This is a genomic window from Janthinobacterium sp. Bl 1 (genome assembly GCF_058215535.1).
In genome coordinates this window covers 6,172,283-6,183,797 of sequence record NZ_CM177086.1, presented here as the reverse complement: position 1 = coordinate 6,183,797, position 11,515 = coordinate 6,172,283, and the positions used below count along the sequence as shown (strand labels likewise).

The 11,515-nt window shown below is 62.9% G+C and carries 12 protein-coding genes; 5 read left to right on the top strand and 7 right to left on the bottom strand.

Annotated elements, in window-relative coordinates:
* Nucleotides 1-30: 30 nt before the first annotated feature.
* On the bottom strand, nt 31-507 hold the full coding sequence (bfr, locus tag AC4BCN_RS27895; protein WP_034745609.1) for a bacterioferritin: 477 nt from the start codon (nt 505-507) through the stop codon (nt 31-33).
* A 421-nt stretch (nt 508-928) separates the two neighbouring features.
* Here bfr and AC4BCN_RS27890 point away from each other — a divergent pair, with 421 nt between their 5' ends.
* Complete coding sequence (locus AC4BCN_RS27890) at nt 929-1,609, top strand: Fe2+-dependent dioxygenase (protein WP_035822772.1); 681 nt, start codon at nt 929-931, stop codon at nt 1,607-1,609.
* 219 nt (nt 1,610-1,828) lie between these two features.
* Here AC4BCN_RS27890 and AC4BCN_RS27885 read toward each other — a convergent pair whose 3' ends face one another.
* Entirely contained in the window at nt 1,829-2,530 is a 702-nt protein-coding gene (locus AC4BCN_RS27885) for an energy transducer TonB (RefSeq protein WP_128141676.1), read from the bottom strand.
* A 16-nt stretch (nt 2,531-2,546) separates the two neighbouring features.
* On the bottom strand, nt 2,547-2,762 hold the full coding sequence (locus AC4BCN_RS27880) for a (2Fe-2S)-binding protein (protein ID WP_034745611.1): 216 nt from the start codon (nt 2,760-2,762) through the stop codon (nt 2,547-2,549).
* Between the two features lie 413 nt (nt 2,763-3,175).
* Here AC4BCN_RS27880 and AC4BCN_RS27875 point away from each other — a divergent pair, with 413 nt between their 5' ends.
* The 4 genes from AC4BCN_RS27875 to AC4BCN_RS27860 all read left to right on the top strand — a co-directional run bounded on the left by AC4BCN_RS27875 (nt 3,176) and on the right by AC4BCN_RS27860 (nt 5,884).
* On the top strand, nt 3,176-3,460 hold the full coding sequence (locus tag AC4BCN_RS27875) for a FeoA family protein (protein ID WP_034745614.1): 285 nt from the start codon (nt 3,176-3,178) through the stop codon (nt 3,458-3,460).
* 2 nt (nt 3,461-3,462) lie between these two features.
* A complete protein-coding gene (gene feoB, locus AC4BCN_RS27870) occupies nt 3,463-5,364 on the top strand; it encodes a ferrous iron transporter B (protein WP_490492224.1) in 1,902 nt (633 codons plus the stop codon).
* Nucleotides 5,365-5,373: 9 nt separating this feature from the next.
* The gene (locus tag AC4BCN_RS27865) at nt 5,374-5,652 is read left to right on the top strand and encodes a DUF6587 family protein (protein WP_490492223.1); all 279 of its coding nucleotides are present in this window, start codon (nt 5,374-5,376) and stop codon (nt 5,650-5,652) included.
* Between the two features lie 70 nt (nt 5,653-5,722).
* On the top strand, nt 5,723-5,884 hold the full coding sequence (locus tag AC4BCN_RS27860) for a hypothetical protein (RefSeq protein ID WP_157814699.1): 162 nt from the start codon (nt 5,723-5,725) through the stop codon (nt 5,882-5,884).
* 49 nt (nt 5,885-5,933) lie between these two features.
* Here the strand turns inward: AC4BCN_RS27860 and nagZ are convergent, their stop codons facing one another.
* The 4 genes from nagZ to AC4BCN_RS27840 form a co-directional block, all read right to left on the bottom strand.
* On the bottom strand, nt 5,934-7,475 hold the full coding sequence (nagZ, locus tag AC4BCN_RS27855) for a beta-N-acetylhexosaminidase (RefSeq protein ID WP_490492222.1): 1,542 nt from the start codon (nt 7,473-7,475) through the stop codon (nt 5,934-5,936).
* Nucleotides 7,476-7,645: 170 nt separating this feature from the next.
* Nucleotides 7,646-9,256 carry an FMN-binding glutamate synthase family protein gene (locus tag AC4BCN_RS27850; RefSeq protein WP_490492221.1) on the bottom strand — a complete coding sequence of 537 codons (1,611 nt, stop codon included), beginning with the start codon at nt 9,254-9,256 and terminating at the stop codon, nt 7,646-7,648.
* A gap of 103 nt (nt 9,257-9,359) precedes the next feature.
* Nucleotides 9,360-10,373, bottom strand: coding sequence for a M48 family metallopeptidase (locus tag AC4BCN_RS27845; protein ID WP_490492220.1), 1,014 nt, complete (start codon nt 10,371-10,373; stop codon nt 9,360-9,362).
* A gap of 1 nt (nt 10,374) precedes the next feature.
* Complete coding sequence (locus AC4BCN_RS27840) at nt 10,375-11,427, bottom strand: YjgN family protein (RefSeq protein WP_490492219.1); 1,053 nt, start codon at nt 11,425-11,427, stop codon at nt 10,375-10,377.
* Between the last annotated feature and the right edge of the window lie 88 nt (nt 11,428-11,515).

Sequence of the window (11,515 nt, the reverse complement as noted above, 5' to 3'; positions counted from 1 at the left end):
CCGGTTTTTTTTCTCTGCCTTGAAGAACAATTACTCTTCAATCGCCATCTGGCTTTGCAGGTAGTTCTGGATGCCGACTTTGGCGATCAGGTCGATCTGCGTTTCGAGCCAGTCGATATGCTCTTCCGTGTCTTCCAGGATCATCAGGAACAGGTCGCGCGAGACGTAATCGCCCGCTTTTTCGCTGATGGCGATGCCTTCCTTGACGGTGGCGTGCGCGGCGCGTTCCAGCTTCAAATCGCATTCCAGCATTTCCGGCGTGTTCTCGCCGATCAGCAGCTTGTGCAGCGCTTGCAGGTTAGGCAGGCCGTCGAGCATCAGGATGCGGTCGATCAGCTTGTCGGCGTGTTTCATTTCGCCGATCGATTCTTCGTATTCCTTCTTGCCCAGCTTTTCCAGGCCCCAGTGCTTGTACATGCGCGCATGCAGGAAGTACTGGTTGATGGCCGACAGTTCGTTGGTGAGCTGTGCGTTGAGCATGCGGATGACTTCTTTATCGCCCTTCATGGGATTTCCTTTGTTCTGTATTGCGTTCGATGATGAAACCGCAGGCTGCTGGCGTTCACTGCCGGGTGGCGTTGGCTGCCTGGTGGCGCGCAGGTTGCCGGTTTCGCTATGCCCGCATGATAGCGCAAAATGCCGGCGATTTCCGGTGCTAAACGGCATTTTTCCGTCTTTTTAACGTAAATATCGTGCGAATAAAACCCATTCTCAAGTGGATTCCGTGTTTGCGCCGTTTTTTATTTGTTAAGGAAAATGAAGGCCATTCTCATTCGCGTTTCCGGCGCTGTTTTGCCGCCGCTGGCGCGCGTGCATGGCCGCGCTGAAAAGACGGGAAATGTTCGTCCGTTCTTGCTTTTGTGCCTTCTTGGCCGACGCCGGCGATGCGATAATCAGGCAGCGATATTTACTGAAAAAGGATAGCAAGATGATGCTGCATATACCCGGCGTGCTGACGCCGGAACAGGTGACGCAGTTTCGCCAGCGCCTGGCGCAGACGGACTGGGTCGATGGACGCGCCAGCGTCGGGGCGCAAGGCGCGCAAGTCAAGCGCAACCGCCAGCTGGCCGAAGGTTCGCCGCTGGCGCTGGAACTGGGCGAGATCGTCAGCCGCGCGCTGATGGCCAATCCGCTGTTCTTTGCCGCCGTGCTGCCGCTGCGCATCCTGCCGCCATTCTTCAACAGCTATGCGGGCGGCGAGCACTATGGCCTGCATATCGATGGCGCCATCCGCACGCCGAAAAACGGCATGCAATCGATGCGCGCCGACGTCTCGTCGACCGTGTTCCTGAGCGAGCCGGACGAGTACGAAGGCGGCGAGCTGGTCGTGGTCGATGCGTATGGCACGCATGAAGTGAAACTGCCGGCCGGCGACGTGATCGTGTATCCGTCGAGTAGCGTGCATCAGGTGCTGCCCGTCACCAGCGGCGAGCGTATCTGCTCCTTCCTGTGGACGCAAAGCATGGTGCGCGAAGACTGGAAGCGCAGCATGCTGTTCGAGCTCGATCAGAATATCCAGAGCGTGCGCGCGGAGCATGGCGACTCGCCGGCGACGGTGGGGCTGACGGGGCATTATCACAATCTGCTGCGGATGTGGGCGGAGATGTAAGGCTGGTGTCGGATACGCGCGGCCTTTGGCGCTGAACTGGGCGTAATCCGACCTGACGATCTGACGTGATAGCAGGCAAAAAAAAGTCTGCCTGGCCCGGGGATGTAGGCTGGCAGACTGAAACAAGCAAATCGCTTGACTAAAACGGGCGCAAAAAAGCAAGCAGGGCACAGGGTGCGGTGCTTGCGGGCTGGCAGCGGCCCAAGGGCCGCCGGAAGGCTAGCTCAGTTGGAAGGTCAGTGGTACTAAAACGTAGACGGGTACGGGCTTGCCGTTTTCGATCATCGGCTTGAACAGCGCGCGCTGGGCGGCCTGGCGACCCGCTTCGTCGAGGTTGTTGTAGCCGGTCGATTTCTGGATCAGGATTTGCTCGGGCAAGCCCTTTTCATTGATCAGGATGCGCAGCACCACGGTGCCGCTTTCACCCAGGCGACGCGACAGATTCGGGTAGATCAGCTGCGGCGCCTTGATGTATTCGACGCTGCTGACGGTGCGCGGCGTTGCTGGTGCCGGCGGCGTCGGCGACGGTGCCGCTGGCGCCGTCGGCGCGGCGGTGGCGACAGGGGCCGCTTCGGCGCGCGTCGGCTGCGGCGGCGTGATCGTCGGTTCGCTCGGCGCCACGGCGATCAGCGGCAGCGGCGGAATGACGGCGCGCGGCACGGGGGCGCTCAGTTCCACGGTTTTCGGCACGGACGGTGCCGGCGGTTTCGGTGGCGCCGGCGGGGCGATGATGCTGATGGTCGTGATGGTCGGCATGGCCGCCGTGACGACGCGGCTCAAGAGCCCGCTCTGGATGGCGTAAAAGCCGGCGATATGCAGGACGACGATGGCCATCAGCGGCGCGAATTTGTTGCGCTTCTTGTCGAAGTCGGCAAATTGCTGCACGGCCTGCACCGTTACGGGCGGGGGCATCATCGTCATGGCATTCATCGCTTTCTTAGTTTGTCAGTACAGCTCGCATCAATACGGTTTCTTGCAGCGCCACGGTGGCGTTCAGGTGATCGTTCAGCACTTCCCGCGCGCAGGTGTGGCATTTGCCGCAGCAGGTGGCCACGCCCAGGTCGCGGCGCAGTTCGGCCATGCTGGACAGGCCAAGATCGACGGCTTGACGGATTTCACGATCAGATATGTTGTTGCAGACACATACAATCATTGATACACCTTCTGGCTGGAGGATGAACAGACACTAGTGCTGGAAAGCATTGTTGCTAGTGTTTTAATGAGAATCATTATCATTACGTTTCATTGTCGCGCAAAGTGCGGGACAATGCAAGCGATTTTGATCAAGTGTGCGGCAGTTGACGGCCTGGCGCGGCGCATCGATATGCCATTTTTTCGGATGGCGCAGCCCTTGATGGGGGCGGCTCTCCGGGCTAAATAAAAACTATTCGCATTCATGTTTATAATGCTGGTATTGTCTCGGACGGTCGCCGTCTGGACATATTGAAAGGCCGCTTGTCGGTAATGCGCAACAGTTGCGTTTTACCTCACAACACCCACGTCAAACACGATGCGCCACGCGCAGCAGTCTGTCCCCGGTGTTCTTAATTTGAACGGAATTTGCTCATGACTCTAGTTCCACCCATGATGACGCTCGACGCACTGGCAGTCGGCCAGAGCGGCACGGTGTTGCATATCACGCCCCACACGGCAGGACAGACGGAGGACGGCGTCGACCTCGTCCGCCGCTTGATGGAGCTGGGATTCGTTCCCGGCGAACGCATCCGCATGCTCAAGCGCGGCATTCCCGGCGGCGATCCGCTGGCCATCAAGGTGGGCAATGCCACGTTCGCGCTGCGCCGCTTCGAAGCGGCGCTGATTACGATTCAACCGCTGCTTCAACCGGAATGACCATGGGTGCTGTCGAAACAATCGTCGATGCGGGCGTGCACAAGCCGCCGCATCAGCCACAAATTGCCTTGCTGGGCAATCCGAACTGCGGCAAGACCGCCCTGTTCAACCGTTTGACGGGCGCGCGCCAGAAAGTGGCGAACTACGCCGGCGTGACCATCGAGCGCAAGGAAGGCCATTTCACCTCGCCCGCCGGCAAGCCCGTGCGCGTGCTCGACCTGCCTGGCGCCTACAGCCTGTCGGCCACCACGCCCGATGAAGCCATCACGCGCGACGTGGTGGGCGGCTTGCGGAAGGGCGACCCGCGCCCGGACGCCATCATCTGCGTCGTCGACGCCACCAATTTGCGCCTGAATCTGCGCCTGGTGCTGGAAGTCAAGCGCCTGGGCCTGCCCATGCTGCTGGCGCTGAACATGACGGACGTGGCGCGCAAGCGCGGCATGGTCATCGACACGGCCAGGCTGTCGCAGGAACTGGGCATGCCGGTGGTGGAAACCATCGCGGTGCAGCACGATGGCGAAAAAGCCCTGCTCGACGCCATCGACGCCATGCTGCCGCTGCCGGTGGTGGAAGCGAAACCGCTGGCGGCCATCGATGCCGTCAGCGTCGAAGAAACCCAGCGCGAAGTGCGCCGCATCCTGGCCGCCGTCAGCAACGACACGCGCGACAGCGGCAACCTGACGGAAAAGATCGACGACGTGGTGCTGCATCCCGTCTTCGGCCCCATCATCCTGGCCGTGCTGATGTTCCTGATCTTCCAGGCCGTGTTTGCGTGGGCCGCCACGCCGATGGAAATGATCACCGATGGCGTGGGCCACCTGGGCGCCGTGCTGACGGCGAACATGCCCGACGGCCACCTGAAAAGCCTGCTGGTGGAAGGCATCATCGGCGGCGTCGGCAGCGTGCTGGTCTTCCTGCCGCAGATCCTGATTTTGTTCTTCTTCATTCTGAGCCTGGAAGACTGCGGCTACCTGCCGCGCGCGGCCTTTTTGCTGGACCGCATGATGGGCGGCGTGGGCTTGTCGGGCCGCGCCTTCATCCCGCTGCTGTCGAGCTTTGCCTGCGCCATTCCCGGCGTGATGGCGGCACGCACCATCCAGAACCCGCGCGACCGCCTCGTCACCATCATGATCGCGCCGCTGATGACGTGCTCGGCGCGCCTGCCCGTGTATGCGCTGATCATTGCCGCCTTCATTCCGGAACGCCAGGTGTGGGGCTATTTGAGCCTGCAGGGCCTGGTGCTGTTCGTCCTGTACTTTGCCGGCATCATCTCGGCCATGGCCGTGGCCTGGGTCATGAAGCGCAGCATGGGGGTGCGCGGCAACCAGCCGCTGCTGCTGGAACTGCCGGCCTACCACTGGCCGCATTTGCGCAATCTGGCCGTCAGCCTGTGGGAGCGCGCGAAGATCTTCCTCACGCGCGTCGGTACCATCATCCTGAGCCTGATGATCATCCTGTGGTTCCTCAGCACCTTCCCCGGCCCGCCGGACAACGCGATCCATCCGCCGATCTACTACAGCCTGGCCGGCATCCTGGGCCGCGGCCTGGAAGTGATCTTCGCGCCGATCGGTTTCAACTGGCAGATCTGTATCGCGCTGGTGCCGGGCATGGCGGCGCGCGAAGTGGCCGTCGGCGCCCTGGGCACCGTGTATGCGCTGTCGCAAACGGGCGACGCGCTGGCCACCACCCTGGAGCCGCTGATCGCCCATTCGTGGTCGATGGCCACGGCGCTGTCCCTGCTGGCCTGGTATGTGTTCGCGCCGCAGTGCCTGTCGACCCTCTCCGTGGTGAAACGCGAGACGGGCGGCTGGCGCTATCCGCTGCTGATGGCCGGCTACATGTTCGCCCTGGCGTATGCCGCCTCGTTCATCACGTACCGCATCGCCCTGATGCTGGGCGCTTAGGAGAAAAGCATGTGGCAAACCCTCATCGTCGCCCTGATCGTCGCAGCCGCGCTGCTGCATTTTTCGACCAAGTACCTGCCGGCGGGCGTGCGCCGCGCCATCGTGCGTGGCCTCGTGCGCTGCGGCCTCGATGAGGCGAAGATGTCGACCTTCTTCAAGGTGGCGCCCGGTTGCGGCAGTGGCTGCGGTTCCTGCGGCTCCTGCGACAGCCCGCCGCCGCCGTCCGCCACGCCACCGGCCGACGGCAGCAGCAGCAAGCGCGTGATCCTGATGCAGGTGCAGCGCTAGGGTGTATTTCAGTGTAGCCACGGGCGCGCCCGTGGGCTACACTGGGCTTTCCGCATGGCAAGGAGTTGCAATGGCGATACTGTTGATCTTCATGTTTCTGTTTGCGGTCGCCACCTGGCTGCTGGCCAGCCGGCGCGGCCGCCACGGGGGACTCTGGTTCGGCATCGGCCTGTTCCTCGGTCCGTTTGCCTTGCTGGCGGTGGCGGCCCTGCCGCCCGTTGCGCCAAGCTGAATGAAAAAAACCCGCGCATGCGGGTTTTTTTACGTCTGCAGCGCTGCGCTTACGCTTTGCCGGCCAGCTTGTCGACCACCGGTACCAGCGCGGCCGGGCGGCAGCCGAAGGCGGCCAGGCGGCCTTGCGCGTCGGGCGCCAGGTCCAGGTCATACGGCAAACGGCCCGCCACCAGCCACAGCTTGTCGTGCGGCAGGGCTTCGACCAGGCGGCGCTGGCCGTCGACGAACATGGCGTTATACGTTTGCAGCACGATCTGCTGCGAGCCTTGCGCAAAGGCGATGGCTGCATTGACCTCTTCTTCCAGCGCCTCGGCCGACAAGGCGTACTCGCGCACGTCCAGGCCCGCTTCGAGCAGCGCCGGCAGCATCGAGCTGCGCGCTTCCTTGTTGCGGCCCAGCGCCACTTCGTCGATTTCGCTGCGCGAGCGCACTTCCACCGTCAGCAGGGTCACGGGCAGGCTGGCGTCGAGCTGGCGGTAGTCGCCCTGCACGCGCAAGGCCGCTTTTTGCAGCAGCTGCGACAGGGCCATGGCGGCCGGCTGCATCAGCGCCGGCGGATTGACCGGGCGTTCGCGCCAGTCGCGCACTGCGCGGTTGCGTTTGAGTTCCGCCACGCGCGCGCAAGCCGCGTCGATGCGGGCGATGGAGATGTCGCCGCGCTCCACGGCGGCGATGACGGCATCGATGGCGGCCGTCTGCTGCGCTTCGCGGTGCGAAATGAGGACGATGTCGGCGCCCGCCTGCAAGGTGGCGATGGCGCCCTGGGCGATGCCGACGCCGTCGGCAATTGCCGCCATTTCCAGGCAGTCGGTGATGACGACGCCCTGGTATTTCAACTCGCCGCGCAGCAGGTCCGTCAACACGCCTTTCGACAGGGTGGCCGGCACACTGGTGTCGGCCTCGAAAGCGGGGAAGACCACGTGCGCCGTCATGATGGCATCCACGCCGCCGGCAATGGCCGCGCGGAAGGGCGCCAGTTCCACGGCGCGCAGGCGTTCCTTGTCGTGCGGGACGAGCGCCATGGCGTAATGCGTGTCGGTGGCCGTGTCGCCGTGGCCGGGGAAGTGCTTGGCGGTGACGGCCACGCCGCTGGCGCGCTGGCCGCGCATGGCCGCCATGCCGTAGTCGATGACGGTGGCGGCATCCTCGCCATACGCGCGCACGCCGATGACGGGGTTGTTGCGGTTGTTGTTCACGTCCAGCACGGGGGCCAGCAGCATATTGATGCCCACCTGGCGCATTTCATCGCCACTGATCTGGTTCATGCGTTCGCAGTCGTCGATGGAGCCGGCCGCCTGGAAAGCCATCGCTGCGGGGATCGGCGTGACGCCCTGTTCGATGCGCATCACCATGCCGCCTTCCTGGTCGATGGAGATCAGCAGCGGCGTGTCGGACACTTCCGCGTTGATCTCCTGCAGTTCGCGGCACAGGGCCGACACTTGCGCGGGCGTGTGCACGTTGCGGCGGAACAGGATCACGCCGCCCACCTTCTTTTCGCGTATCAAGGTCTTGATATGCTCGTCCGCCTGCAGGGCGTCGAAGCCCACCATGAACAACTGTCCTATTTTCTCGCGCAAACCCTGTTCCATGCTGTCACTCCTCCGGTATTCATTCTGATGACGACAAGTCCGTATTGTGGCCTACGGTGACGCATCTGGATCATCACCGGAAAAGCTGCCTTTTTTTGGTATTGTATTGGATTCAGATATTTGCGCAAGTGGTTATTAAGTGGTATTGCTCCACTTGCGCAGCGGCCGTATCAATCGAGACTCTGGAACGAAGCCGATTGCGCCTTTGGCCAGTACAGGCCGAACACGGGCGGCAGTTGCGGCAGCTGGCTCGGGTCGAGCAGCTGGCCCGCTTCGAGGAAGGGCAGCAGGGCCGACGCCAGTTTCACCTGGTTCGGCGAAATGCGCCGCACCAGGTGGTGCGGACGCAGTTCCTGCGGGTGCGCCAGGCCGGCGGCGGCGATCAGTTCGGCCAGCGCCTTCATGGTGTTCTGGTGGAAGTGTGCCACGCGGGCGATCTTGTCGGGCACCACCAGTGCGCGCTGGCGCTGCGGGTCTTGCGTGGCCACGCCCGTGGGGCAGCGGTCCGTGTGGCAGCTTTGCGACTGGATGCAGCCCAGCGCGAACATGAAGCCGCGCGCCGAATTGCACCAGTCGGCGCCCAGCGCCAGCAGGCGGGCGATGTCGAAGGCCGTGATGATCTTGCCCGAGCAGCCGATCTTGACCTTCGCGCGCAGATTGGCGCCCACGAGGGTGTTATGCACGAGTACCAGCGCTTCCTGCAGCGGCGTGCCCACGTGGTCCGTGAATTCCAGGGGCGCGGCGCCCGTGCCCCCTTCGCTGCCGTCGACGACGATGAAGTCGGGCGTGATGCCCGTTTCCAGCATGGCTTTCACGATGGCGAAGAATTCCCACGGATGGCCGATGGCCAGCTTGAAGCCCGTCGGCTTGCCGCCGGAGAGCATGCGCAGGCGGTCGATAAAGTGCAGCATTTCCAGCGGCGTGGAAAAGGCGCTGTGCGCGGCCGGCGAGACGCAATCCTCGCCCACCATCACGCCGCGCGTGGTGGCGATCTCGATCGTCACTTTCGGGCCGGGCAGCACGCCGCCGTGGCCCGGCTTGGCGCCCTGCGACATTTTCAGCTCGATCATTTTCACCTGCTCCGAGCTGGCGTTGGCGATGAAGCGTTCCTCAGAAAAAGTGCCGTCCTGGTTGCGGCAGCCGAAGTAGCCGGAGCCGATTTCCCACACCAGATCGCCGCCGTTTTCGCGGTGATAGGGGCTGATGCTGCCTTCGCCCGTGTCGTGCATGAAGCCGCCGCTGCGCGCGCCGCCGTTCAAGGCCAGGATGGCGTTGGCCGACAGGGCGCCGAAGCTCATCGCCGAGATATTGAAGACGCTGGCCGAATACGGCTTTTCACGTCGGCAGTCCGGATGGTTGCCGATCTCGATGCGGAAATCGTGGCCCGTGACCTTGGCGGGGGCGATGGAATGGTTGATCCATTCATAGCCCGCTTCATACACGTCGAGCTGGGTGCCGAACGGGCGCTTGTCCGTCTGCTCCTTGGCGCGCTGGTAGACGATGCTGCGCTGGCTGCGCGAGAACGGCGTCGCTTCGCTGTCGCTTTCCAGGAAATACTGGCGGATTTCGGGGCGGATACTTTCGAAGAAGAAACGGAAATGCGCGAGGATGGGGTAGTTGCGGCGCAGGGCGCGCTTCGTTTGCAGCAGGTCGCTGATGCCGACCAGGGTCAGCGCACCGGCCAGCACGGGCAGCCAGTAATGATCGTAGTAAAACAGGGACAGGACAAAGATGGCTGCCGTCGCAATGAAGGTCAGGTAGCGAAATGGTACTAGGTGCATGGGCACTCCGGTGAAGTCAGACTGGTAAAGCCGAGTCTACCTTCGATTCGCGGAACGTGCTGGAGGGAAAGAACGCGGCGCCCGGTGGACGCCGCGTGAGGATCTAGCGCTGTGCCGCTCTGATGCGCTCGATGCGTTCAGTGCTGGCCGGATGGCTCGACAGGTAGGGCGTGCCATGATCCAGCTTGCCCAAGGCGACGAACACTTGCGCCAGGTGTTCCAGTGGAATAGCGTTCTGGCGCAGCATGGCAATCGCGTAGTCGTCCGCCTCGCGCTCGACGTCGCGCGAATACTTCAAATCCAGCAGCAGCGGCGGCAAGGTTGCCACCACGGTTGACACGTCGCCGAACAGCAGCGCCGCGCCGGCGCCCACGGCCGACGTCTGGATCAGGCGGCGCGTCAGGTGGCGCTGCTGCAAATGGCCCAGTTCATGCGCCAGCACGCCCATGATGGCGTCGTCGTCCGGCATCAGTTCCACCATTTCATCGGTCAGCACGATGTCGCCGGACGGCAGGGCGAACGCGTTCGGACCGATTTTGCTCTTGCGGAAAACGATGCGGTGCTCGGGCGTGCCGTCGCCGGGCGTGGCCAGGCTTGCGAACCGGGTGCGCAAGGCTTGCTGGCGCGCGTCAGCGAGCTTGCTTGCCTCAAACACGTGTTCGTCGAGGAAATCGAGCACGCCCTGGCCCAGCTGGCGCTCGACGGACTGGGGAATCGCATACGCGACGCCCTTCGCCACCACCGGCAGCAGGTACTGATAGCTGAGCCACAGGGCCAGCACGGTGGCGACCGTGGCCAGCAGGGCGCCGCGCCAGCTTTGCTGCAGCCGCACCACCCAGCCGTCGCGGTGGCCCGTGTCATGCAGCATGTCGTTGAAGGCCGCCTGGTCGGCGATCTCCAGGTAGGCGCCGTCGGGAAAGCTGACCTTGCGCACGGCGTGGCTGCTGCGTTCGGACACGTGCAGCTCGCCCAGCGGGCAACTGCGTTCGATGTCGCCGGCCAGCACGGCCATGCCATCGCGCACGCTGAGCGTGACGTGGTGCAGGCGCGAAGTCTGGCCGTCGAAATAGCGCGCGGGCACGGGAGCCGCGCCCGGCGCTTGATGGTCGAGCGTCATGCTACAGCGACAGGTCGAAGTCCAGCAGGTCGACCATGCCTTCGCCCGTGGCCGACACCTGCTCTGCGGTGGCGGCGACAAAGGCGTCCAGGCTGCCATGCACCAGCATCGAGGTCGCTTCCAGGCGGTACTTCAGCCAGCGCACGTGGGCGAATGGCGAAAACAGGCCCAGGGTGACGACGATGCCCAGCAGGTTGGTCAGCATGATGAAGGTGGTGCGGCCCCATGTCAGCTGCGACTGGAACTGGTGCTGCTGCAGGCGCGTGTGGTTCCAGATCAGGTTCTGGATCATGGTCAGGAACAGCGGCAGCACGACAAAGGCCCAGGCATACAGGGCGGCCACGGCGCCGAAGATGCTGCCGGCCTTGGTGACATCGTTGGCATCGGCGGCAAACGTGGCGAAGACGCTGGCGAAGACGACAAAGATCAGGACCAGGAAACCGGCCAGCAGCAGGGCGAAGAACAGCAGATAGGTTTTGTAGAAGCTGCCGACCGAGGCGTCGAAGCTGAAGTTGCTGCTGCCGAAGCGGCTCTGCGTGTGCTGGAAGCGCTTCAGGCGCTGGTGCAGGAACGGCGTCATCAGGCCAGCCGTGAAGGTGTTCAGGATGGGCAGCCACAGGAAGTATTTGTAGGCTTCTTTGGCGCTGCCGTCAAAGCCGAAGCGGATGCCGCGGTAGCTGGTGTTGTACAGCTTGAATTGCAGGCTTTTCCACACCAGCCATGGCAGCACGGCCATCATCAGCACGAGCATGATCAGGCCGATGACGGGCGAGATCTGGAAAGCGATGTTGTAGCCGCCGATCAGCACGACGGCCGCGATGCGGCCCTTCAGGATGGCGACGGCATTGCCGTGGTATTCGAAGCTGCTGCCAGCCAGGTGGGTGCTGGAATAGAAATAGCGGTTGCGGCGCACCTTGGCCCAGGCGGAATAAATGCCCAGGGTGACGATGCTCAGCAGCAGGTTGACGATCCAGATACGGAAGTATTCGCTGCCCGTGGCGCTGAAGGTAATGGCTTCGCGCTTGGGCGAGGTGTTGTTGGTGTCGAAATCCACAGGGGGTTTCCTTACTTATTGGAAACAAAACAAGATAAGGGAATACTGAAAAGTTATCAATTGAAAATACTGTTTTTCGCAATTTTTT